The organism is Citrobacter amalonaticus (genome assembly GCF_001559075.2).
Lineage (GTDB): Bacteria > Pseudomonadota > Gammaproteobacteria > Enterobacterales > Enterobacteriaceae > Citrobacter_A > Citrobacter_A amalonaticus_F.
In genome coordinates this window covers 2,380,788-2,405,422 of the sequence record NZ_CP014015.2, presented here as the reverse complement: position 1 = coordinate 2,405,422, position 24,635 = coordinate 2,380,788, and the positions used below count along the sequence as shown (strand labels likewise).

The following is a 24,635-nucleotide window of genomic DNA, read 5'->3' as shown; positions in this document are numbered from 1 at the left end:
GAAATGCCATACCGCAACAAACCAGCATAAAACACTACATCTGACGACGAATAAAGCGGAGACATGAGCTAACAAGCGGTTATGACAGTGAGACAGATCACACTCCCCGTCTCGTTTCCAGTACGTTAATTCAATGTCAAAATGATATTATTCTTAATATTTTCATAAAGATATATGCTCTGTAGCACATTATTAGAGAAATAAGATTGCCATTTGACCTGTGTGTGGATTCCCGATAACGTGGAAATCCGCTGGAAGCTTTCTGGATGAGCGGTGTGCTCATCATATTTATGCAGTAATTGAGATTCCCTCTGACAGCAAGTCCTCAAACTTGTTTGACCTAAGCGAAATGGATAAAGAGGGCGAATGCGAGGTACGCGTATGACACGCAAACCCCGTCGCCATGCTCTTGGTGTGCCCGTGCGCAAACGGTATCGGAAGGGGGTCCCGCAGAGCCTGGGGAGGTTCACTGATATGTTGTACGATAAATCCCTTGAGAAGGATAACTGTGGTTTCGGCCTGATCGCCCACATAGAAGGCGAACCTAGCCACAAGGTAGTGCGTACCGCCATACACGCACTGGCCCGAATGCAGCACCGTGGCGCAATCCTCGCAGATGGTAAAACCGGCGATGGTTGTGGTCTGCTGCTGCAAAAACCTGACCGCTTTTTCCGCATCGTTGCCGAAGAGCGCGGCTGGCGTTTAGCCAAAAACTACGCGGTCGGCATGATCTTCCTGAACAAAGATCCTGAACTGGCCGCCGCATCTCGCCGTATTGTCGAAGAAGAGCTTCAGCAGGAAACCCTGTCGATTGTTGGCTGGCGCGATGTGCCGACCAACGAAGGTGTACTGGGTGAAATCGCCCTCTCCTCCCTGCCGCGTATTGAACAAATTTTTGTGAATGCCCCTGCGGGCTGGCGTCCGCGCGATATGGAACGTCGCCTGTTCATCGCCCGTCGCCGTATTGAAAAACGACTGCAGGAAGACAAAGACTTCTACGTCTGTAGCCTGTCAAACCTGGTCAACATCTATAAGGGTCTGTGTATGCCGGCGGATCTGCCGCGCTTCTACCTGGACCTCGCGGACCTGCGTCTGGAATCGGCCATCTGCCTGTTCCACCAGCGCTTTTCCACCAACACCGTGCCGCGCTGGCCACTGGCGCAGCCGTTCCGTTATCTGGCACACAACGGTGAGATCAACACCATTACCGGTAACCGCCAGTGGGCCCGCGCCCGTACCTATAAATTCCAGACCCCGTTGATCCCGGATCTGCACGACGCCGCGCCGTTCGTTAACGAAACCGGCTCCGACTCCAGTTCAATGGATAACATGCTGGAACTGCTGCTGGCGGGCGGGATGGACATCATCCGCGCCATGCGTCTGCTGGTACCGCCAGCCTGGCAGAACAACCCGGATATGGACCCGGATCTGCGCGCCTTCTTTGACTTCAACTCCATGCATATGGAGCCGTGGGACGGCCCGGCCGGTATCGTCATGTCTGACGGGCGTTTCGCCGCCTGCAACCTCGACCGTAACGGTCTGCGTCCGGCGCGCTATGTCATCACCAAAGACAAGCTGATCACCTGCGCGTCTGAAGTCGGGATCTGGGACTACCAGCCTGACGAAGTGGTCGAAAAGGGCCGTGTCGGCCCCGGCGAACTGATGGTTATCGACACCCGCGGCGGCTGCATTCTGCACTCCGCCGAAACGGACGACGACCTGAAAAGCCGCCATCCGTATAAAGAGTGGATGGAGAAAAACGTCCGCCGCCTGGTGCCGTTTGAAGATCTGGCTGACGATCAGGTGGGCCAGCGTGAACTGGACGACGATACGCTCGCCAGCTACCAGAAACAGTTTAACTACAGCGCCGAAGAACTGGATTCCGTTCTCCGCGTGCTCGGCGAAAACGGTCAGGAAGCGGTCGGTTCAATGGGGGACGATACCCCATTTGCCGTGCTTTCCAGCCAGCCGCGCATCATTTACGACTACTTCCGCCAGCAGTTTGCCCAGGTGACGAACCCACCGATCGATCCGCTGCGTGAAGCGCATGTCATGTCGCTGGCGACCAGCATCGGTCGCGAGATGAACGTCTTCTGCGAAGCGGAAGGCCAGGCACACCGGCTGAGCTTTAAATCACCGATTCTGCTGTACTCTGATTTCCAGCAGCTCACGACGATGAAAGAAGAGCACTATCGCGCCGACCGGCTCGATATCACCTTCGATGCGACGCAAACCACACTGGAAGAGACGGTCAAAGCGCTGTGCGATACCGCCGAGCAGATGGTACGCAGCGGCACCGTTCTGTTGGTGCTGACGGACCGCAATATCGGCAAGAATCGTCTGCCGGTACCGGCCCCGATGGCCGTCGGCGCAGTACAGACGCGCCTGGTAGAACAGAACCTGCGCTGCGACGCCAACATCATTGTCGAAACCGCAAGCGCGCGTGACCCGCACCACTTCGCCGTGCTGCTGGGCTTTGGCGCGACGGCCATCTACCCCTATCTCGCGTACGAAACGCTGGGCCGCCTGATCGACACGCAGGCGATCGCCAAAAACTACCGTACCGTGATGCTGAACTACCGTAACGGCATCAATAAAGGGCTGTACAAAATCATGTCCAAAATGGGCATCTCGACCATCGCCTCCTACCGCTGCTCCAAACTGTTTGAAGCGGTGGGCCTGCATGATGATGTCGTTGCGCTGTGCTTCCAGGGCGTGGTCAGTCGTATCGGCGGCGCGGGCTTTGCAGACTTCCAGCAGGATCTGCTGAACCTGTCCAAACGCGCCTGGCTGGCACGTAAACCCATTTCGCAGGGCGGCCTGCTGAAGTATGTGCATGGCGGCGAATACCACGCCTACAACCCGGACGTGGTACGTACCCTGCAACAGGCGGTACAGAGTGGGGAATACAGCGACTATCAGGAATACGCAAAACTGGTCAACGAGCGTCCCGCGACGACACTGCGCGATCTGCTGGCGATTAATCCTGGCGACGACGCGGTCAGCATCGAGGACGTCGAACCGGCGAGCGAACTGTTCAAACGTTTTGATACCGCAGCAATGTCGATCGGCGCACTGAGCCCGGAAGCACATGAAGCGCTGGCCGAAGCGATGAACAGCATCGGCGGTAATTCCAACTCCGGCGAAGGTGGCGAAGACCCGGCGCGCTACGGCACCAATAAAGTGTCACGCATTAAGCAGGTGGCCTCCGGTCGTTTCGGCGTCACCCCGGCATACCTGGTTAACGCCGACGTGATTCAGATTAAAGTCGCTCAGGGCGCAAAACCGGGAGAAGGCGGTCAGCTACCGGGTGATAAAGTGACCCCGTACATCGCCAAACTGCGCTACTCGGTACCGGGTGTGACGCTGATCTCCCCGCCGCCGCACCACGATATCTACTCTATCGAGGATTTAGCGCAGCTGATTTTCGACCTGAAGCAGGTGAACCCGAAAGCGATGATCTCCGTGAAGCTGGTGTCCGAACCTGGCGTCGGTACCATCGCCACCGGCGTGGCGAAAGCCTACGCTGACCTGATCACTATCGCCGGTTATGACGGCGGCACCGGTGCGAGCCCGCTCTCTTCGGTAAAATATGCGGGCTGTCCGTGGGAACTGGGCCTGGTGGAAACCCAGCAGGCACTGGTCGCCAACGGCCTGCGTCATAAGATCCGTTTGCAGGTCGATGGCGGTCTGAAAACCGGCGTGGATATCATCAAAGCGGCGATCCTCGGTGCAGAAAGCTTCGGCTTCGGTACCGGCCCGATGGTGGCGCTGGGCTGTAAATATCTGCGTATTTGCCATCTCAATAACTGTGCAACCGGTGTGGCAACCCAGGACGACAAACTACGTAAGAACCACTATCACGGTCTGCCGTTCAAAGTGACCAACTACTTTGAGTTTATCGCCCGTGAAGTGCGCGAGCTGATGGCAAGCCTGGGCGTAACCCGCCTGGTGGATCTGATTGGCCGTACCGACCTGCTGAAAGAGCTGGACGGATTTACCGCCAAACAGCAGAAACTGGCGCTGTCCCGACTGCTGGAAACCGCGGAGCCGCATCCCGGCAAAGCGTTGTACTGCACCGAAAACAACCCGCCGTTCGATAACGGTGTGCTGAACGCGCAGTTGCTGCAACAGGCGAAACCGTATGTCGATGAGCGCCAGAGCAAAACCTTCTGGTTCGATATTCGTAACACCGATCGTTCTGTTGGCGCATCGCTCTCGGGATATATTGCCCAGACCCACGGCGATCAGGGACTGGCCTCTGACCCAATCAAAGCGCACTTCAGCGGTACCGCAGGCCAGAGCTTCGGCGTCTGGAACGCGGGCGGCGTGGAACTGTACCTGACCGGCGATGCTAACGACTATGTCGGCAAAGGTATGGCAGGCGGTCTGCTGGCGGTGCGTCCTCCGGTCGGTTCCGCTTTCCGCAGCCATGAAGCGAGCATCATCGGCAACACCTGCCTGTATGGCGCGACCGGTGGTCGTCTGTATGCCGCAGGGCGTGCGGGTGAGCGTTTCGGGGTGCGTAACTCCGGCGCGATCACCGTGGTGGAAGGGATTGGCGACAACGGGTGTGAATACATGACTGGCGGGATTGTCTGTATCCTCGGCAAAACCGGGGTGAACTTCGGCGCGGGTATGACGGGCGGGTTCGCCTACGTGCTGGACGAAGATGGTGAGTTCCGTAAACGCGTAAACCCGGAACTGGTCGAAGTGTTGGGCGTTGACGAACTGGCTATCCACGAAGAGCATCTGCGTGGCCTGATCACCGAACACGTGCAGCATACCGGTTCACAGCGCGGAGAAGAGATTCTGGCTAACTGGTCAGCCTTCGCTAACAAATTCGCGCTGGTTAAACCGAAGTCCAGTGATGTGAAAGCACTGTTGGGTCACCGTAGTCGTAGCGCAGCAGAGCTGCGCGTGCAGGCGCAGTAAGGGGTAGCAGCAATGAGTCAGAACGTATACCAATTTATCGACCTGCAGCGTGTTGATCCGCCGAAGAAGCCGCTGAAGATCCGCAAAATCGAGTTTATTGAAATTTACGAACCGTTTTCAGAAGGTCAGGCAAAAGCGCAGGCGGACCGTTGTCTTTCCTGCGGCAACCCGTACTGTGAGTGGAAATGCCCGGTTCATAACTATATTCCGAACTGGCTGAAGCTCGCCAACGAAGGACGCATTTTTGAAGCAGCGGAACTGTCTCACCAGACCAACACGCTGCCGGAAGTGTGCGGGCGCGTATGCCCGCAGGATCGCCTTTGCGAAGGTTCCTGCACGCTAAACGATGAGTTTGGCGCCGTCACCATCGGCAACATCGAGCGTTATATCAATGATAAAGCGTTCGAAATGGGCTGGCGTCCGGATATGACCGGCGTTCGCCAGACTGACAAGCGAGTGGCAATCATCGGTGCTGGCCCGGCTGGCCTGGCCTGTGCCGACGTGTTGACCCGCAACGGCGTGAAGGCCGTGGTGTTTGACCGTCACCCGGAGATTGGCGGCCTGCTGACCTTTGGCATTCCTGCCTTCAAGCTGGAAAAAGAGGTGATGACTCGCCGCCGTGAAATTTTCACCGGTATGGGGATTGAGTTCAAACTGAATGTGGAAGTGGGGCGTGACGTACAGCTCGACGATCTGCTGAAAGAGTACGATGCGGTATTCCTCGGCGTCGGCACCTATCAGTCCATGCGCGGCGGGCTGGAAAACGAAGACGCCGATGGCGTATTTGACGCCCTGCCGTTCCTGATTGCCAACACCAAGCAGATCATGGGCTTTGGTGAAACCACCGACGAGCCGTACGTCAATATGGAAGGTAAACGCGTGGTGGTGCTGGGCGGCGGCGATACCGCTATGGACTGTGTGCGGACCTCTGTTCGTCAGGGCGCAACGCACGTCACCTGTGCCTACCGCCGTGATGAAGAGAACATGCCGGGCTCCCGCCGCGAAGTGAAAAACGCGCGCGAGGAAGGCGTCGAGTTCCAGTTCAACGTGCAACCACTGGGTGTGGAAGTGAACGCCAATGGCAAGGTCAGCGGCGTGAAAATGGCACGTACCGAAATGGGTGCGCCGGATGCGAAAGGCCGTCGCCGTGCGGAGATTGTTCCGGGTTCCGAGCACATCGTACCGGCAGATGCCGTGGTGATGGCGTTTGGTTTCCGTCCCCACAGCATGGAGTGGCTGGCAAAACACAGCGTAGAACTGGACTCACAGGGCCGTATCATCGCCCCTGAAGGTAGCGACAACGCCTTCCAGACCAGCAACCCGAAAATCTTCGCCGGTGGTGACATTGTGCGTGGTTCGGATCTGGTGGTGACCGCCATTGCCGAAGGTCGCAAAGCGGCTGACGGGATCATGAACTGGCTGGAAGTATAGTAAACCTTTCTGACTCCCCTGCCCCGAGTACTCGCTCAGGGATGGGGAGTCACCCTTGCTTTTCGCAATATCCCACCTTCATTCTTCGAAAGCGGCTCGCAAATTTCGCAGTAAGTGAATGTAATGGGCTGAGAAGAATTGACCGTATTTCCCTGTAAGTGTACTGATAGCGATATATTTTCACACCGTAACTATCATGCATATAAGGGATAATGTGATGGCAGATACATCAGCACAACACGCAGGCGACTATCAGCAAATCCATGACGGCATTATCCATCTGCTGGATTCTGCCAGAACAGAGACCGTCCGCAACATCAATGCGATCATGACGGCGACGTACTGGGAAATTGGCCGGCGCATTGTCGAGTTTGAGCAGGGCGGTGAAGCGCGGGCAGCTTATGGTACACAACTGATTGAGCAACTGTCCGTAGATTTAACCCGGCGCTATAAACGTGGATTCTCAACCGGAAACCTGCGGCAAATTAGAGCTTTTTATCTTTATTTTCAGCATATTGAAATTCACCAGACACTGTCTGGTGAATCTTTAAATCTCATACAACTCGCCAGGATATTCCCGCTTCCCTGGTCTGCTTATGTCCGTCTTCTGTCGGTTAAAAACCCCGATGCCCGCACTTTTTACGAGAAAGAGACATTACGCAACGGTTGGTCGGTACGACAACTCGATCGGCAAATCGCGTCTCAGTTTTACGAACGTACGCTACTGTCTCATGATAAATCCGCAGTGCTGCAACAGGCCGCCCCCACCGCGCCAGAAGTCTTACCAGAGCACGCGATACGCGATCCCTTTATTCTCGAATTCCTCGATCTGAAGGATGAGTATTCGGAATCTGATCTGGAAGAAGCGCTGATTAACCATCTGATGGAGTTTATGCTTGAACTCGGGGACGATTTTGCGTTTGTCAGCCGACAGCGGCGATTGCGCATTGACGACAGCTGGTTTCGCGTCGACCTGCTTTTCTTCCATCGTCGCTTGCGCTGTCTGTTAGTTGTTGACCTGAAAGTGGGTAAATTCAGCTATGCCGACGCAGGACAAATGAACATGTACCTGAACTACGCCAAAGAGCACTGGACAATGCCAGGGGAAAATCCGCCAGTTGGGTTAATCCTGTGTGCGGGAAAAGGGGCTGGAGAAGCACACTACGCACTGAACGGTTTGCCAAATACCGTGATGGCAAGCGAGTACAAAGTGCAATTACCTGACGAAAAATTACTGGCAGATGAACTCATTCGTTCGCAAATAGCACTGACAGCGCAGAAAGCTGAATCCTCAGAAACGTCGCTGACGGAATGATGAACGAACTGAATATGTAAAACGTGTATCCGGATGGTAATACCATCCGGTGTTTTTATGCGACTAACAGGCTGGCGCGAACCTTGACGACAACTTTCGTAATCGCTTTCGGTTCACCCACACTGCACCCCGGTTTGTGCGGCTCTCCGGGCATAAACACCGCGAACATACCTGGTTGTAGGGTAATGCTTTGACTGCCAGCAATCTCACGGCAAAGCTGATAATCCTCCTCAACATGCATCTCTTCGCACTGGCGTGCAGAATCCGCCACGCCGAACTGAATGCGTTCCTCTCCCGCCAGCAGTAGCTGGATATCGATGTACTGCTCGTGCAACTCTGCCTTTTTCTCCGTCGGCGATTGCGTGGCAAACTGCATCACATTCATAAAGACATCGTCCCCACGAAGCTCAACGCGGCCCGGGGTTTTCTCCTGCGGTCTGGCGGTTAACGCCAGCGTCAGTGCCTCTTCCAGCACAGGATGCAGACCGGCAGCAGACAACGTACGAACTTCACCCAATATCATCCTTTCTCTCCTTGTGCTAACAATGCCGCACCCAGCAGTCCCGCGTCGTGGCGGTAGTGCGCCGCGCTGAGTTCTACGTGATAGACCGGGGGCATCTGTTCGAGACAGGCACGGACCTGCGCCAGATACCCTTGCGCCAGTCCAACGCTGCCGCCGACAACCACCCGCCGGCAATCGGTGACCGCTTTCGTATCGGCAATCAGCCGCGCCAGTACCTGTGCGGAGTAAGCGACCAGTCGGCGGGCCTGTTCATCGCCCTCTGCCGCGCGGGAAAAAATGGTTTTTGCATCACATCCGGCAAGTGCGCCTTGCGCTGCGGCAGCAATACCGCGTCCCGACGCGACAGCCTCGACGCACCCCACCCGCCCACAGCCACACACTGGCCCATTAGGGTCCGCGAGGGTGTGGCCCAGGTGTCCGGCCAGACCGCCGGTACCGGTGACTAACTGACCATCGCTGACCACACCGCCGCCCACTCCGGTTGAAACGGTGATAAACACCATATCGCGCGTATCATCGGCAATCGCGTGATATTCCGCCCATGCGGCAGCCTGCGCATCATTGATCGCCAGCGTCGGCAATCCGGTGAGCGTTTCTAACGTCTGCACCAGCGGAAAGTGAAGCAATCCGCCCAGATTTCTCGGGTTAATCGCCAGCAGATTGCCTTCACGAATAATCCCCGTCGAGGCAATCGCCACCCGATGCGCCTGTGCCTGCAACGGTTGCACCAGCGTTTTCAGCGCGTCGCGTAGTGCCTGAGACGTTTTACTGGCGGGGGTGGGCAGCTCGCGACGTTCGCGAATCTGCATATCATCCTCCACCAGCGCGGCGGCGAGTTTAGTACCGCCAATATCAATTGCCAGCGTCGTCATAGCACTGCCCTTTTCAACGCCGTGTTATACCATTCGCAGATGTGCTCCAGCCGGGTAATCGCAGATCCTACCGTTACGGCCCAGGCGCCGTGGCGCATCGCTTCACCGGCCTGCGCCGGGGTGTTGTAACGACCTTCAGCAATCACCCGACACCCGGCCTCGCTCAGCGATCTCACCAGCGCCAGATCCGGTTCATCAGGGGTTTCTGCCGTGGTGTAACCCGAAAGCGTGGTGCCAATAATATCTGCACCGAGTGCCTGACAGGTCAGGCCGTCCTCCTGCGAGGAGCAATCGGCCATTGCCAGCACCTGGTGGTGATGGATACGCGCCAGCAGCGCCGCAACCGGCACCGGACGCACGCGGTCAGTCCCGTCAATCGCGATAATGTCCGCGCCGGCCTGCGCCAGCGCATCCACATCCTCCAGAAACGCGGTGATGCGCACCGGAGAATCCGCAAGATCGCGCTTGAGAATGCCGATGATCGGCACGGAAACCACCGCGCGCGTCGCCTTCAGATTCTCAATCCCTTCAATACGTAACGCGACGGCCCCTGCCTGCTCTGCCGCCAGCGCCATCGCTGCCACAATCTCAGGTTTATCCAGCGGGCTGCCGGGAACCGGCTGGCAGGAGACAATCAAACCACCACGCGCGGCAATGTTTTTATCCAGTTGTGCAAGTAATGACATACTTCTTCCCTTACGAGTATTGCCCGGCGCAGGACCGGGCAAGTGGATTAACTTTTGCTTTTGACTAAGGGGCTTTTATCACCGCCGAACGGGATGGCGCCGCTGAACGGTTTACCGTCGATAGCGTCATGGGTACGCAGCGCCTCCGGTCGTAACCAGCGCTGGACGCGGGATGGCATATCCAGACCAATCAGCAGAATCACCACAAAGGTCAGGCTAAAAGAGAGCGAGCCCAGCGCGGTGCCCAGATCCAGGCGTTGGGCAATCAGCGCCCCCAGAATCGGTGCCAGCGCCCCGCCGAGCGCCCCGACGTTATAGGTGAAGCCCAAACCCGCCGCACGCTGGTCGGTATCGAAATAGCCGCCGATCAGTTTCGGTAAGATTCCTGAGATCCCCTGGCCCAGCATCTGCTGGAAAAACAGCAGGAAACCGAGGACCCAGACGTTTGTCCCACCTATAGCAAACACCGGAATGATCAACACCTGCGAGGCCAGCAGGCTGCACACATAAGCTTTGCGGGTCCCCAGCCAGTCACCGAGGAAACCGCCCACGCAGCAACCGACCGCGGCGCCAAAGCCGCTGAAGAAGAGTACGCGCGCCACGGTGGAAGGATCGTACGCCAGTTCCGTTTTCAGATACGTCGGCAACAGCGCCTGAATCGGCCACGAGTAGAGGAAAGCAAACAGGACGACAATCATGAGCATCACGCCCGTCGGCCAGCGCTTGCCGCTGCTTTGCACCATGAAGCTGATAAAGATCACCGCGCACAGCAAACCCAGTACCGCGACAATCGCCGCATTTTGCAGATCACCGGCAAAACAGAACCACAATGCCGTCGCCGCCGCGATCGTCATCAGAATGTTGACGATGCGGTGCTCACCCCGATAGAGAATATCGACCATCGTACGTACTGGCGCTTTGCCTGCATGTTTCTCTTTCCAGTCTTCAGCTTCAGGTATGTTTTTCCGCAGCCAGAGGGCAAAAATAATCGGCAGAATGCCAATGAAGAACAGCGCGCGCCAGCCCCAGACCGGCACCACCAGGCTGTAGACCTGAGCCGCAATCACAGCGCCAACAGAGAAACCCGAGATCAGAAAACCACTGGCTTTATTACGCAGATGTTTCGGCCAGCTTTCAATAACATAGGTCGCACTGGAACCGTATTCTCCCGCCATTCCCATGCCAATCACCAGTCGGGCGATAAACATGGTGGTGTAACCCGGCGCGAAACCACAGGCCAGCGTCCCCATTGAGAACAGAATAATACTGGTGACCATCGCCAGACGGCGTCCATAGCGGTCACCCATTGCGCCCAGCATTAACCCGCCAAACCAGCGGGAAATAAAGGCTGCCGAAATCAGGCTCGCCGCCTGAACCGTCGTCAGCCCGAATTCTCCCTGCACTTCCGTCAGCACAAGGGCAATCAACACAAAATCAAAACCATCCAGTAAATATCCCAACCATGCAGCGGAGAATGCCCGCCATTGCGCGCGGTTGAGATGGCGATACCACGGGATGCTTTGGGTAGAAGTACTCATTTTACTCTCCCGACGATTTTTGTTGTTGTGCCGGATGACGACTTTGCCTTATCCGGCACACGATTCTTTTTGTCGGCCGGGTAAGCGCAGCGCCCCCCGGCACTACGTTACGTGGTTACGCCTTCTCTGCCATTAACTGCTGCGCCAACGCCTTCAGTGCCGGCAGATATTTTTCATCCACGGGGGCAAACGGCTTACGACACAGCGGGACAGAAACCACGTCCATATAGTGCAGAACCGTTTTCAGCCCGCGGAACACGCCGGTCTTAATGAGGAGATCGATAACCTTATTGCACTCTGTTTGCAGCTTTTGCGCAGTCCGGATGTCCCCTTCTTTGAGCGCTTTCACAATTCCCAGATATCGCCAGCCCATGATGTTGTAAGTACTGCCGATACCGCCGTCCGCTCCGGCCAGCAGGCCAGAAGCGAAAATTTCGTCATAACCGTTGTAAAGCACCAGATCCGGATGCGCACGACGGATCTGCTCCATCTGAAACAGATCGCCTGACGTTTGTTTCAGTGCGCCAACGCCTGGCAACGTCACCAGCGTGTTGATGTGATCCAGCGTTAACTTCACGCCGCTTAACGCCGGAATGTTATAGACCACCATCGGCAGGCCATCCGCCGAATCAATGATGGCCCGGTAATGATCGCAGTGCTCTTCAAAGCTGAACGGATAGTAGAACGGCGTCACCGCGGAGACAGCGTCAAAGCCGTAACGATGCGCTGCACGGGCTAGCTGCTGGCTCTCATGGGTGCTGACCGTCCCAACGTGCGCGATCAGCGTGACTTTGCCCTTCGCCTCTTCCGCAACCACTTCCAGCACCTGCTCCCTTTCCGCGCAGCTCTGCACAAAGGCTTCGCCGGTGGAACCGCCTACGTACAACCCGTCGATCCCCTGAGCGATGTTAAAACGCACCAACCGGCGCAGGCTCTCAATATCCAGCTTTTGTTGGTTATCGAAAGGGGTTAACAACGCTGGCATTACGCCTCGTAAATCTTTTGCCATAACGACCTCTGTCATGATTAGTGTTATCTAACTGCATACCTTTATACCTGTTATACCAGAACAACGAAGCAGCGATATAATGCAGAACGCTTATAGTGCGATCTGCTTCACTAAACGATCGTCAGGATCGCGATCACTTACGCATTTTTGAATTTTTACCGAGGGCGTGCCAGGTGGCGGAAACGCTGTTGAGATGAGATTGCAATGCGCGATCGGCCTCATCCGGATCGCGTCGGCGAATCGCGTCCACGATGGCGATATGCTGCTGATAACTCACATTATTATGTTCGTAAAGTTCACGATCCGGCACGGTCGGGCGAGCGGCGATCAGCCAGTCCAGCAGCGCAACGTGGATCGCCATAAAGATCGGATTGCCGGGAATTTCCGCCAGCACGCGATGAAAATCGACATCTGAACGAATGAACAGCGCATTGTCATCCAGCGACTGACTGTTGATCTCGAGCGCTTTTGCCAGTAGATCGATCTGTTCTTCTGTCGCATTCTCCGCGGCATAACGCACGAGGCTGGACTCAAAGAACAGGCGCAGCTGCTCAAAGTGAGCAATACCGCCAGGATGTGCGAGGAAATCTTTCGCCATTCCGGACAGTTCACCAATGATGGTGTCCGCCGAAGGGCGCGAAACGCGGGCGCGTTCGCCATTATTGATTTGCACCAGACCTTTACGCTTCAGCGCTGCCAGCGCCTCACGCACAGAGGGACGACCGACGTTGAAAAAGGCCATCAGTTCCCGTTCGGACGGCAACTGTTCCCCCTCACCGAACTCACGGCGACGGATCATCTGCTCTAACTCTTCCTCGACCATTTCCGACAGCTTTTTACGCGCCAGCGGACGACGGCGAAGGCTACGCCCAATAGTGGCTGGAGAATCTTCTGCTTGAGAATCGAATGCGTTCATAAGACCTATTTGCGAGTCACGGTGACAAACAACAGCAGGCTCATCGTAACACAGGATCGGAAGGAGGGGGAAACCACGGCCGGCGCGATCAAAAACAGGCCCAGCGGGCCTGTTTTCATCTATTTAACAACACGTAATGCCGGTCGCCCACCACGCGGCGGCGGCGGATCGTCATCCGGATTGTTGTCATCGTCATGATCCGGTTTATCACCATCAATGACTGACATAACGGTTTCGCTCTCTGCACCAGGTGTCGCATCATCATCATTGAGACTGGCAACATCTTCATCATAAGCCGCTTCCGGTTCAAACATCGTTCCGGCACCGTTTTCACGCGCATAAATAGCCAGCACTGCCGCTAACGGCACAGAAACCTGACGCGGAACGCCGCCGAAACGCGCGTTAAAACGCACTTCGTCGTTAGCCAGTTCCAGATTCCCCACCGCGCGCGGTGCAATGTTCAGGACAATCTGTCCGTCGCGGGCATATTCCATCGGAACATGCACACCCGGCAACGTCACATCCACCACCAGGTGCGGCGTGAGCTGGTTGTCCAGCAACCACTCATAGAAAGCACGCAGCAGATACGGACGACGTGGTGTTAGCTGTGACAAATCCATCAGTATTAACCCCGGCCAAGACGCATTTCGCGTTCAGCTTCGGTTAAGGACGCCAGGAAAGAATCACGCTCAAAGACGCGGGTCATGTAACCTTTCAGCTCTTTCGCGCCCGCACCGCTGAACTCAATACCCAGCTGCGGCAGACGCCACAACAGCGGTGCCAGGTAGCAATCCACCAGGCTGAATTCATCGCTCAGGAAATACGGTTTCTGACCGAATACCGGCGCAATCGCCTGCAGTTCTTCACGCAGTTGTTTGCGGGCAACGTCAGCTTCTGAAGCAGACCCGTTAACGATGACGTTCATCAGCGTATACCAGTCTTTTTCGATACGGTGCATGTACAGGCGGCTTTCACCACGTGCCACCGGGTAAACCGGCATTAATGGCGGATGCGGGAAACGCTCATCCAGGTATTCCATAATGATGCGAGATTCCCACAGGGTCAGCTCACGATCCACCAGTGTCGGGACGCTCTGATTCGGGTTGAGGTCAATCAGATCCTGAGGTGGATTGTCCTTTTCCACGTGCTCGATCTCGAAACTTACACCTTTCTCAGCCAGCACAATGCGGACCTGATGGCTATAGATGTCAGTAGGACCAGAAAACAGCGTCATTACCGAACGTTTGTTGGCAGCGACAGCCATGAAAACCTCCAGGTATATTCAGAATTTTTACTGCTACCAGCCATCGCATGGCTAGTCAGAAGTGATGTCACCCACGTCGGAAACGTCATCATCGTTCAAAAAGCAAACAAAAAATGAGCAATACCCGATATTTGGGCAGAAAATTGGATGATAGTTTACCAGATTTTGTGACCTTTGTGGTGAGTCGATTCTGGAAATGGGGAAAAAGAGGGTTTTGTCAGAGGATTACGCCAGATTTATCCATAAAAAAACCCGCCGAAGCGGGTTTTTTCGCCAACCGTAATCTGCCAAAGGCAGAAAACAATTAACGTTTGGAGAACTGCGGACGACGACGTGCTTTACGCAGGCCGACTTTCTTACGTTCAACCTGACGAGCATCACGAGTTACGAAGCCAGCTTTACGCAGTTCGGAACGCAGGGACTCGTCGTACTCCATCAGAGCGCGGGTGATACCGTGACGGATCGCACCAGCCTGACCAGAGATACCACCACCTTTAACAGTGATGTACAGATCCAGTTTCTCAACCATGTCGACCAGTTCCAGCGGCTGACGAACTACCATGCGGGCAGTTTCACGACCGAAGTACTGTTCCAGAGAACGTTGGTTGATAACGATTTTGCCGTTGCCCGGTTTGATGAAAACGCGAGCTGCGGAACTTTTGCGGCGACCAGTGCCGTAGTATTGATTTTCAGCCATTGCCTATAATCCCGATTAGATGTCAAGAACTTGCGGTTGCTGTGCCGCGTGGTTGTGCTCGTTGCCAGCGTAAACTTTCAGTTTACGGAACATAGCACGACCCAGCGGGCCTTTTGGCAGCATGCCTTTAACCGCGATTTCAATCACACGCTCAGGACGGCGAGCAATCATCTCTTCAAAGGTCGCTTCTTTGATACCACCGATGTGGCCGGTGTGGTGATAGTACACTTTGTCAGTACGCTTGTTGCCGGTTACAGCAACTTTGTCAGCGTTCAGAACGATGATGTAATCACCGGTATCTACGTGCGGAGTGTATTCCGCTTTATGCTTACCGCGCAGGCGACGAGCCAGTTCAGTAGCCAGACGGCCCAGAGTTTTACCGGTCGCGTCAACAACGTACCAGTCGCGTTTTACGGTTTCTGGTTTAGCTGTAAAAGTTTTCATTAAAAGCTTACCCAATAAATAAGTTACACGTTGGTGAACACCCAAACGTTATGTCAGTTGAGGTTCACACGACAAAGTCCGGCAAACCTACCCCTTCGAATAGCCAATGCCAGCACACAAAAAGTTTTGGGAAAAAAACTTTCTTGTAACGTGGGGTCGCAAGATTATAGAGAAGTCGGGGTCAAAGATCGACCCCTAAATGTGATTTGCTCAACAGTTTATTGCCAGCCGTCAGGGCATGTGCTCTCGCTTCAGATACTCTTCACTCTGCATCTCCTGTAAACGCGACAGGCAGCGCTGGAATTCGAACTTCAGTCGTTCGCCCTGATACACCTCATATAAAGGCACGGCGGCGCTCACCACCAGCTTGACGTGCCGCTCGTAAAATTCATCCACCAGCGCGATAAACCGACGCGCTTCGCTTTCCATTAACGGCGTCATTATTGGCACGTCAAACAGCATCACCGTATGGTAGAGGCGTGACAGCGCAATGTAGTCATGTTGGCTACGGGCATCGACGCACAGGGTGTGAAATGATACCGCCAGCGTCTGATTTTCCATGCCCAGCGTCGGCAATGGGCGATGATTAATCTCCAGAACCGGTCCTTGCTGTTCACGTCTGGCGCCCGCCAGCGCCAGCCAGAGGTTGTCCATCTGCTGCTGCGTTTCATTATTCAGCGGTGAGAGCCACAAATGCGCCTGGGTCAATGTCCGCAAACGATAATCCACGCCTGCGTCTACGTTCATGATGTCGCAATGCTGCTTAATCGCATCGATGGCGGGAAGAAAACGCGTGCGCTGTAACCCGTTACGGTACAGCTCATCTGGCGGAATATTCGAGGTTGCCACCAGCGTAATACCGCGCGCAAACAGCGCCTTCATCAGGCCGCCGAGCAGCATGGCGTCGGTAATATCAGAAACAAAAAACTCATCAAAACACAGCACATCCGTTTCGGCCTTAAAGCGGTCGGCCAGGATTTCCAGCGGATCGGTTTGTCCCTGCAGCGCGGTTAACTCCTCATGGACGCGCAGCATGAAGCGATGGAAGTGCAGACGCTGCTTACGAACGCCTGGCAGGCTATGGTAGAACAGATCCATCAGCCAGGTTTTTCCGCGCCCTACGCCCCCCCACATATATAAGCCACGCACCGGCGCGCGGTGTACCTCTTCTTTTTTTCCCAGCAGTTTACCCACGCGGGCCATAAACCCTTTTGCTTCGGGAACCGCAGATGTGTTCGCCGTTAACGCCTGGTAAATGTTCTCCAGACGATTGACCGCTTCTCTCTGCACGTCGTCGGGCTGGTGAGTACCTTCGTTAATGGCTTTCAGGTAACGCGATGTGGGGGTAAAGCTCTGCATGATGTTATTGTTATTCCTTGAAAATCGGTGTGCCGTCGTTCACGGTTGACGAAAAAAAGGCCGTTCTACACTACGCGATATAAAGACGGGATTCCACTTCTGTGGGATTAGCGGTTATAGTGGCAGTATCAGGCGCAGGCATGGAGCCTAAAGCCAACACCCTACGGAAACAAAAGACAACGGGAGATGTTCATGACCTGGGAATATGCGCTAATTGGGTTAGTCGTCGGCATCATCGTCGGTGCTGTAGCCATGCGTTTTGGTAACCGGAAATTACGCCAGCAACAGGCGTTGCAGTACGAACTGGAAAAGAATAAAGCTGAGCTGGAAGAGTACCGCGAAGAGCTGGTCAGCCATTTTGCCCGCAGCGCCGAGTTGCTGGACACCATGGCCCACGATTACCGTCAGCTGTATCAGCACATGGCGAAAAGCTCCAGCAGCCTGCTACCGGAACTGTCTGCGGAATCTAACCCGTTCCGTAACCGTCTGGCCGAGTCTGAAGCCGGCAACGACCAGGCTCCGGTACAAATGCCGCGTGACTACTCCGAAGGCGCATCCGGCCTGCTGCGTAGTGGCGCAAAACGCGACTGACCGCACAGCGATAATATTTTTCCTGGGCGCAGCGATTGCGCCCACCGCTTCTCTCCCGTCCCGACTATCATTTAATCATTATCCGCATTGTTAGCAGATTGAAAATTCAATAACATCAAACTGTTTTGAATCGTCTTTCCCTTTACTCAAGGTACGAGAGCAGGATCAATGAAAATACAAACCCAGCTGTTGAGTGCATTAGCGTTAAGTGTCGGGTTAACTCTCTCGGCGCCGTTTCAGGCCATTGCGTCGATTCCAGGCCAGGTTCCCGGCCAGCCCGCGCTTCCCAGTCTTGCCCCGATGCTCGAAAAAGTGCTGCCTGCCGTCGTTAGCGTGAAGGTTGAAGGCACCGCGACTCAAACGCAGAAAGTCCCGGAAGAGTTTAAAAAATTCTTTGGCGATGATCTGCCCGATCAGCAGGCGCAGCCGTTTGAAGGACTGGGTTCCGGGGTCATTATCGATGCCGCAAAAGGCTATGTCCTGACCAACAATCATGTGATTAATCAGGCGCAGAAGATCAGCGTTCAGTTGAATGACGGGCGTGAATTCGAGGCCAAACTGATTGGCAGCGACGATCAAAGCGACATCGCCCTGCTGCAAATTCAAAACGCCAGCAAGCTGACGCAAATCGCCATCGCCGACTCGGATAAACTGCGCGTGGGCGATTTTGCCGTGGCGGTCGGTAACCCGTTTGGTCTGGGGCAAACCGCCACCTCCGGTATCGTCTCAGCGCTGGGACGCAGTGGGTTGAACCTGGAAGGTCTGGAAAACTTTATCCAAACCGATGCTTCAATCAACCGCGGGAACTCCGGCGGCGCGCTGCTTAACCTGAACGGCGAGCTGATCGGTATTAACACCGCTATTCTTGCGCCTGGCGGCGGCAGCGTCGGGATTGGTTTTGCCATCCCCAGCAATATGGCCCGCATCCTGGCGCAGCAGCTGATACAGTTTGGTGAAATCAAGCGGGGTCTCTTGGGGATTAAAGGGACCGAAATGACCGCCGACATCGCCAAAGCCTTCAAGATAGACGTGCAACGCGGCGCCTTTGTCAGCGAAGTACTGCCGAACTCCGGTTCAGCCAAAGCGGGTATTAAGTCCGGCGATGTGATTACCAGTCTCAACGGCAAACCGCTCAACAGTTTTGCTGAGCTGCGTTCCCGGATTGCCACCACAGAACCCGGCACTAAAGTGAAGCTGGGCTTGTTGCGTAACGGCAAACCGCAGGAAGTGGAAGTGACGCTTGATACCAGCACCTCGTCGTCTGCCAGCGCGGAGATGATTGCCCCGGCATTACAGGGCGCGACGCTGAGCGATGGTCAGCTCAAAGACGGTAATAAAGGCATCAAAATTGACAGCGTTGAAAAGAGCAGTCCCGCCGCACAGGCTGGTTTGCAGAAGGATGATGTGATCATCGGGGTCAACCGTGACCGCGTGAATTCTATCGCCGAGATGCGCAAAGTGCTGGAAGCCAAACCGTCCATTATTGCGCTACAGATCGTCCGTGGTAACGAGAGCATTTATCTGCTCCTGCGTTAAATCCAGACGACCGGGCATCAGCCTCGCGTGTGATGTCCGGTTAACTCGTGATATGCTGCTGCCGTTCCCTTTATTAATGACGCCTCCATCATGTTAGTGAAGCTCTTACGTTCGGTCGCAATTGGTTTGATTGTTGGCGCCATTCTTCTGGCCGCCATGCCTTCGCTACGCAAAATCAACACCCTTTCTGCGCCGCAATATGACAGTGCCGACGAGACGCCCGCCAGCTATAACTCTGCGGTACGTCGCGCGGCTCCCGCTGTGGTCAACGTCTATAACCGCAGTATGAACAGCACCGCGCATAATCAACTGGAAATTCGCACCCTGGGTTCAGGCGTGATTATGGATCAGCGCGGCTACATCATTACCAACAAGCATGTGATCAACGATGCCGATCAGATCATCGTCGCTTTGCAGGATGGGCGTGTGTTTGAAGCGCTGCTGGTTGGCTCCGATACGCTAACCGATCTGGCGGTACTGAAAATCAATGCCACCAGCGGTCTGCCGACGATTCCGATCAACGCCGGGCGTTCACCGCATATCGGCGACGTAGTACTGGCGATCGGTAACCCTTATAACCTCGGACAAACCATCACCCAGGGCATTATCAGCGCCACGGGGCGTATTGGTCTGAACCCGACCGGACGGCAGAACTTCCTGCAAACGGATGCCTCGATCAACCACGGTAACTCCGGTGGGGCGCTGGTGAACTCGCTGGGCGAGCTCATGGGCATCAACACCCTGTCGTTTGATAAAAGCAACGACGGCGAAACGCCGGAAGGGATCGGCTTTGCCATTCCGTTCCAGCTGGCAACCAAAATTATGGATAAGCTGATCCGCGATGGCCGTGTTATCCGTGGCTACATTGGGATTGGCGGTCGTGAAATTGCCCCACTGCACACGCAGGGCGGCGGTATGGACCAAATCCAGGGGATCGTCGTGAACGAAGTGGCGCCGGATGGCCCGGCGGCGCAGGCCGGTATTCAGGTTAACGACCTGATTATCTCCGTGAACAGCAGACCTGCGGTCTCCGCACTGGAAACCATGGACCAGGTAGCAGAGATTCGCCCAGGTTCGGTCATTCCGGTGATTGTCATGCGTGATGATAAGAAGCTGACGCTACAGGTCACTATTCAGGAATACCCGGCAACCAATTAGTTACCGGCAATCAGGCAATAAAAAACCGGAGACATATATTCGCTCCGGTTTTTTTATGGCTTCGCGGTTCGATTACTTGTTAACGAACTCTTCACCCAGTTGAATATCTTTCTTCAGGGTATCCAGCATGCCTTCCAGCGCGTTCTGCTCGAATGCGCTCAGTTTGCCGATAGACTGGCGCTCTTCTACGCCATTTTTACCCAGCAGCAGCGGCTGCGAGAAGAAACGTGCATACTGGCCATCGCCTTCAACGTAGGCACATTCAACAACGCCTTTTTCGCCCTGCAGCGCGCGAACCAGAGAAAGACCGAAACGAGCGGCCGCCTGGCCCATAGACAGGGTTGCCGATCCGCCACCTGCCTTCGCTTCAACCACTTCGGTACCTGCGTTCTGAATACGCTTGGTCAGGTCAGCGACTTCCTGGTCAGTGAAGCTCACGCCCGGGATCTGCGACAGCAGTGGCAGAATGGTCACGCCAGAGTGTCCGCCGATAACCGGAACTTCAACTTCAGTTGGCAACTTACCTTTCAGTTCCGCCACAAAAGTGTTGGAGCGGATGATGTCCAGCGTGGTCACGCCAAACAGTTTATTTTTGTCGTAAACGCCTGCTTTTTTCAGTACTTCAGCTGCAATAGCGACAGTGGTGTTCACCGGATTGGTGATGATACCGATGCAGGCTTTCGGACAGGTCGTCGCGATCTGCTGTACCAGGTTCTTCACGATGCCCGCATTGACGTTAAACAGGTCGGAACGATCCATGCCCGGTTTACGCGCCACACCTGCGGAGATCAGCACCACGTCAGCACCGTGCAGTGCCGGGGTCGCATCTTCACCGGAGAAGCCTTTGATTTTCACAGCAGTTGGGATATGGCTAAGATCTACAGCCACACCGGGAGTCACTGGAGCGATGTCGTACAGGGAGAGTTCTGAACCTGAAGGCAGTTGGGTTTTTAACAGTAGTGCAAGCGCCTGGCCGATACCGCCGGCAGCGCCGAGGACTGCGACTTTCATCCTAAACTCCTTATTATATTGATAAACTAGTGTTTGTTGCTCCGCGGCGGCGACGTTAAACCACAAATTCGATGAATACAATCACCCGTATTCAATTCTGTGTTGTCACGCGAATTTAGCTTTTATGCATTTAATTGACGTAATCCGAAGATGTCTGTGCAGTAGAGCAACTTTCCAACAGGTGGTGACAATATACCCTACTGCCAGCCCAAAACAACATCAATTTGATAACAATTAATTTACTTTTAAGCTTATTTGCGAGGCGTGACACAGGCATGTTTCTTGATAACAATATTTGATAAAATTCCGCTCTTTCATAACATTATTTCAGCCTTCATTTGGGCAGACCATTTGCATAAAAATTCATCTGTATGCATAATAATGTTGTTTCCACTCTCATACTACGGGTGACTTATGCGAAGCTCAGCTAAGCAAGAAGAATTAGTTAAAGCGTTTAAAGCGCTACTTAAAGAAGAAAAATTCAGCTCTCAGGGTGAAATTGTCCTCGCCTTGCAGGATCAGGGCTTTGATAACATCAACCAGTCCAAAGTATCACGCATGCTGACAAAGTTTGGTGCGGTGCGTACCCGCAATGCGAAAATGGAGATGGTGTACTGCCTCCCGGCGGAACTGGGCGTACCCACCACCTCCAGCCCGCTGAAAAACCTGGTGCTTGATATCGATTTTAACGATGCAGTGGTGGTGATCCACACAAGTCCTGGCGCGGCGCAGTTGATCGCCCGCCTGCTGGACTCACTGGGTAAAGCGGAAGGCATTCTGGGCACTATCGCCGGGGATGACACCATCTTTACCACCCCGGCGAATGGCTTTACGGTAAAAGATCTCTACGAAGCCATTCTGGAGCTGTTCGAACAAGAGCTCTGACCCTCTCTCCCCCGTCGCCTGAGGCGGCGGGGTAAAAACCTGCATTAACGCCCACTTCCCGTTAATTTATCTGCCTGTTATTTAGCAAATAGTGCGTTTATCTGCCCAAAATCATTCACGCAGTGAATATGCAAACTCAAAACCGCACAAATCGCAAAATTTCACATCTATATGATTTTATTAGATATAAATAAAAGACCATCACTTTTTAATTCCAGATAAGCATAAAAAAAGAAATTTTCATTACTTACGTACCAATGAAACAATTAGCGTGGTATTAATTTATCACGTGATTAGTGTATACTTGATTTTGTGATGAGGGTCACGAAACGAAGACCCCCAATAATAAATTCGACGAGGTACTTATCATGAAAATCAAAACAACTGTTGCTGCGTTAAGCGTTCTCTCTGTTCTTTCTTTCGGCGCATTCGCCGCAGATTCTATCAGCGCAGAACAAGCACAAAATCGCGAAGCGATTGGCTCTGTCTCCGTAAGTGCAATCGGCTCTAGCCCAATGGACATGCATGAAATGCTGAACAAAAAAGCCCAGGAAAAAGGCGCATCAGCGTATCAGATCACCGAAGCCCGTAGCGGTGACACCTGGCATGCCACTGCCGAATTGTACAAATAAACCCTCGTCGTCTAGTCCGACGACCTTGCCCCCGACTGTCGGGGGCTTTTTTATTTTTCAATGACGCACATTAAAACGCAACTGACCTTCCAGTTCTTCTTCCGCTTCATCAAACAACAAAATCAATGCGCCATAACGTCGGCGTGACTTCTCGGGTAGATGTACAAACTCGATCTCCAGCGGTAACGGCAGCGCTTCACTCATGATGATGTCCCACAGAGAGTCGAGATCGCTCACTTTCTCTTTGGCCAGGCCAAACATCCGCGCAAACTCGCGGTAAAAGTCGTCCTGATCCTCAATTTCATCAAAATCAAATGTATAGATATTCATCTATCGCCACCTTCCCGATATCGGTCTGACTACAGCCCGCCAATATGCAGGGTTTTCACTTCCAGAAATTCGTCTAACCCCAGCACCGATCCTTCACGCCCCAGCCCGGACTCTTTCACCCCGCCAAACGGTCCCAGTTCGGTGGAAACCGCACATTCGTTTATCCCGATCATGCCGCTCTCAATAGCCTGAGAGACACGGAACACCCGTTGTAGGTTTTGCGTATAGAAGTAAGCGGCCAGGCCAAACGGCGTGTTGTTCGCGCGCTCAATCACCTCTTCTTCGCCGGTAAAGCGGAAGCAAGCGGCAACCGGACCAAACGTCTCTTCGCTCGCCAGTTTCATGTCGTCACGACACTCACCCAATACCGTAGGTTGCCAGAAGTTGCCGCCGAGCGCGTGCGCTTTCCCGCCCGCCAGCACTTTGGCTCCTTTCGCGACAGCATCTTCAACATGCTCACGCACTTTATCGACCGCAGACGGTTCGATCAGCGGCCCGACGACGACGCCGTCATCCAGACCATTCCCCACCTGCAATGCCTGAACCGCATCGGCCAGTTTGTGGGTGAATTCGTCGTAGACACTCTCCTGGATATAAAAGCGGTTCACACTGACACAAACCTGCCCGGCATTACGGAACTTATTCGCAATAGCGCCTTTTACCGCCGCATCGATGTCCGCATCGTCGAACACGATATAGGGAGCATTGCCACCGAGTTCCATCGACACTTTTTTCATGGTTTCCGCTGCGTTACGTACCAGCGTTTTACCGACAGCCGTTGAACCGGTGAACGAAATTTTGCGCACCGCATGGCTTGCCATGATGGCATCGCTGATTTCCGGCGTATTGCCCGCTACGGCGTTGAGTACGCCATCAGGCACCCCCGCTTTCTTCGCCAGCGTAAGCAGCGCAAAGGCACTCAGCGGCGTGTTATTGGCCGGTTTTATCACCCCGGTGCAGCCCGCCGCCAGCGCCGGGCCGAGCTTACGGGTCAACATCGCCATCGGGAAATTCCACGGCGTGATTGCCGCCACGACACCAATCGGTTCACGGGTCGCCAGGATGCGGGAGCCGGGTTTGATCGGCGGGATGATTTCACCGTTGGCACGCTTCGCCTGTTCGGCAAACCATTGGATAAAACTGGCTGCGTACTCGACCTCGCCCTCGGCTTCTTTCAGCGGTTTCCCCTGTTCGGTGGTCATCAGCCGTCCCAGCCAGCTTTTGTTTTCGATAATCAATTCATACCAGCGGTACAAAATTGCCGAGCGCTCTTTTGCCGTTTTTGCCCGCCAGGCAGGAAATGCCTTACTGGCCGCCGCAATAGCCTCCTCGGTCTGCTGTTTTCCTGCTTTCGCCACCTTCGCGATCGTTTCGCCGGTCGCCGGATTGAGCACGTCAAAGGTGGTATCAAGCGTTTTCCACCGTCCATCAACCAAATATCCCGTCTGAAAAAGTTCGTTGTCCTGAAGCGTTTGCATGATGTTTTCTCCTTCTGATGTCCTG

General features: G+C 54.5%; 23 protein-coding genes. 9 read left to right on the top strand and 14 right to left on the bottom strand.

The features are described from left to right. The first annotated feature begins 474 nt into the window (after positions 1–474). From gltB to AL479_RS11635, 3 genes are all read left to right on the top strand, one after another. Positions 475–4,935 carry a glutamate synthase large subunit gene (gene gltB, locus AL479_RS11645; protein ID WP_061076166.1) on the top strand — a complete coding sequence of 1,487 codons (4,461 nt, stop codon included), beginning with the start codon at positions 475–477 and terminating at the stop codon, positions 4,933–4,935. A gap of 12 nt (positions 4,936–4,947) precedes the next feature. Next, a complete protein-coding gene (gltD, locus tag AL479_RS11640; protein ID WP_061076165.1) occupies positions 4,948–6,366 on the top strand; it encodes a glutamate synthase subunit GltD in 1,419 nt (472 codons plus the stop codon). 217 nt (positions 6,367–6,583) lie between these two features. Next, positions 6,584–7,681 carry a PDDEXK nuclease domain-containing protein gene (locus AL479_RS11635; protein ID WP_061076164.1) on the top strand — a complete coding sequence of 366 codons (1,098 nt, stop codon included), beginning with the start codon at positions 6,584–6,586 and terminating at the stop codon, positions 7,679–7,681. A gap of 55 nt (positions 7,682–7,736) precedes the next feature. On the opposite strand, the gene nanQ is transcribed toward AL479_RS11635, so the two are convergent. The 8 genes from nanQ to sspA form a co-directional block, all read right to left on the bottom strand. Beyond that, on the bottom strand, positions 7,737–8,204 hold the full coding sequence (gene nanQ, locus AL479_RS11630; RefSeq protein ID WP_061076163.1) for an N-acetylneuraminate anomerase: 468 nt from the start codon (positions 8,202–8,204) through the stop codon (positions 7,737–7,739). Beyond that, on the bottom strand, positions 8,201–9,076 hold the full coding sequence (gene nanK / locus AL479_RS11625; RefSeq protein WP_061076162.1) for an N-acetylmannosamine kinase: 876 nt from the start codon (positions 9,074–9,076) through the stop codon (positions 8,201–8,203). The genes nanQ and nanK overlap by 4 nt, the downstream gene beginning before the upstream one ends. Beyond that, a complete protein-coding gene (locus tag AL479_RS11620) occupies positions 9,073–9,762 on the bottom strand; it encodes an N-acetylmannosamine-6-phosphate 2-epimerase (protein WP_061076161.1) in 690 nt (229 codons plus the stop codon). The genes nanK and AL479_RS11620 overlap by 4 nt, the downstream gene beginning before the upstream one ends. A 47-nt stretch (positions 9,763–9,809) precedes the next feature. Beyond that, a complete protein-coding gene (gene nanT / locus AL479_RS11615; protein WP_061076160.1) occupies positions 9,810–11,300 on the bottom strand; it encodes a sialic acid transporter NanT in 1,491 nt (496 codons plus the stop codon). 115 nt (positions 11,301–11,415) lie between these two features. Further along, positions 11,416–12,309, bottom strand: coding sequence for an N-acetylneuraminate lyase (nanA, locus tag AL479_RS11610; protein WP_061076159.1), 894 nt, complete (start codon positions 12,307–12,309; stop codon positions 11,416–11,418). A 133-nt stretch (positions 12,310–12,442) separates the two neighbouring features. Next, positions 12,443–13,234: a transcriptional regulator NanR gene (nanR, locus tag AL479_RS11605; RefSeq protein WP_081093659.1), complete on the bottom strand. Its 792-nt coding sequence runs from the start codon at positions 13,232–13,234 to the stop codon at positions 12,443–12,445. 110 nt (positions 13,235–13,344) lie between these two features. Further along, complete coding sequence (gene sspB / locus AL479_RS11600; protein ID WP_061076157.1) at positions 13,345–13,845, bottom strand: ClpXP protease specificity-enhancing factor; 501 nt, start codon at positions 13,843–13,845, stop codon at positions 13,345–13,347. A gap of 5 nt (positions 13,846–13,850) precedes the next feature. Next, positions 13,851–14,489 (bottom strand): stringent starvation protein SspA, encoded by a 639-nt coding sequence (sspA, locus tag AL479_RS11595; RefSeq protein WP_042998321.1) that lies wholly within the window; start codon positions 14,487–14,489, stop codon positions 13,851–13,853. A gap of 113 nt (positions 14,490–14,602) precedes the next feature. Between sspA and AL479_RS23945 the strand changes: the two genes are divergently transcribed. Continuing rightward, positions 14,603–14,797 (top strand): hypothetical protein, encoded by a 195-nt coding sequence (locus AL479_RS23945; RefSeq protein ID WP_099433685.1) that lies wholly within the window; start codon positions 14,603–14,605, stop codon positions 14,795–14,797. Here AL479_RS23945 and rpsI read toward each other — a convergent pair. The 3 genes from rpsI to zapE form a co-directional block, all read right to left on the bottom strand. Further along, positions 14,794–15,186 carry a 30S ribosomal protein S9 gene (gene rpsI, locus AL479_RS11580; RefSeq protein ID WP_000829818.1) on the bottom strand — a complete coding sequence of 131 codons (393 nt, stop codon included), beginning with the start codon at positions 15,184–15,186 and terminating at the stop codon, positions 14,794–14,796. The genes AL479_RS23945 and rpsI overlap by 4 nt on opposite strands. Before the next feature lie 15 nt (positions 15,187–15,201). Beyond that, complete coding sequence (gene rplM, locus AL479_RS11575) at positions 15,202–15,630, bottom strand: 50S ribosomal protein L13 (protein WP_042325003.1); 429 nt, start codon at positions 15,628–15,630, stop codon at positions 15,202–15,204. A gap of 231 nt (positions 15,631–15,861) precedes the next feature. Beyond that, positions 15,862–16,989, bottom strand: a complete 1,128-nt coding sequence (zapE, locus tag AL479_RS11565) for a cell division protein ZapE (RefSeq protein ID WP_061076156.1) — start codon at positions 16,987–16,989, stop codon at positions 15,862–15,864. Between the two features lie 192 nt (positions 16,990–17,181). Here zapE and zapG point away from each other — a divergent pair, with 192 nt between their 5' ends. The 3 genes from zapG to degS all read left to right on the top strand — a co-directional run bounded on the left by zapG (position 17,182) and on the right by degS (position 20,274). Beyond that, positions 17,182–17,580 carry a Z-ring associated protein ZapG gene (zapG, locus tag AL479_RS11560; protein ID WP_043001761.1) on the top strand — a complete coding sequence of 133 codons (399 nt, stop codon included), beginning with the start codon at positions 17,182–17,184 and terminating at the stop codon, positions 17,578–17,580. A 168-nt stretch (positions 17,581–17,748) separates the two neighbouring features. Next, positions 17,749–19,116, top strand: a complete 1,368-nt coding sequence (degQ, locus tag AL479_RS11555) for a serine endoprotease DegQ (RefSeq protein WP_061076155.1) — start codon at positions 17,749–17,751, stop codon at positions 19,114–19,116. 90 nt (positions 19,117–19,206) lie between these two features. Further along, entirely contained in the window at positions 19,207–20,274 is a 1,068-nt protein-coding gene (degS, locus tag AL479_RS11550) for an outer membrane-stress sensor serine endopeptidase DegS (protein ID WP_061076154.1), read from the top strand. 72 nt (positions 20,275–20,346) lie between these two features. On the opposite strand, the gene mdh is transcribed toward degS, so the two are convergent. Beyond that, complete coding sequence (gene mdh, locus AL479_RS11545) at positions 20,347–21,285, bottom strand: malate dehydrogenase (protein ID WP_042998326.1); 939 nt, start codon at positions 21,283–21,285, stop codon at positions 20,347–20,349. Between the two features lie 414 nt (positions 21,286–21,699). Here mdh and argR point away from each other — a divergent pair, with 414 nt between their 5' ends. After that, a complete protein-coding gene (argR, locus tag AL479_RS11540) occupies positions 21,700–22,170 on the top strand; it encodes a transcriptional regulator ArgR (protein WP_042324992.1) in 471 nt (156 codons plus the stop codon). 368 nt (positions 22,171–22,538) lie between these two features. Continuing rightward, positions 22,539–22,802 (top strand): peroxide/acid stress response protein YhcN, encoded by a 264-nt coding sequence (gene yhcN / locus AL479_RS11535; RefSeq protein WP_042324990.1) that lies wholly within the window; start codon positions 22,539–22,541, stop codon positions 22,800–22,802. Between the two features lie 57 nt (positions 22,803–22,859). On the opposite strand, the gene AL479_RS11530 is transcribed toward yhcN, so the two are convergent. Together AL479_RS11530 and AL479_RS11525 are read right to left on the bottom strand one after the other, a co-directional pair. After that, the gene (locus AL479_RS11530) at positions 22,860–23,132 is read right to left on the bottom strand and encodes a barstar family protein (protein ID WP_042324989.1); all 273 of its coding nucleotides are present in this window, start codon (positions 23,130–23,132) and stop codon (positions 22,860–22,862) included. A 29-nt stretch (positions 23,133–23,161) separates the two neighbouring features. Beyond that, positions 23,162–24,610, bottom strand: coding sequence for an NAD-dependent succinate-semialdehyde dehydrogenase (locus AL479_RS11525; protein ID WP_061076153.1), 1,449 nt, complete (start codon positions 24,608–24,610; stop codon positions 23,162–23,164). Positions 24,611–24,635: the final 25 nt, after the last annotated feature.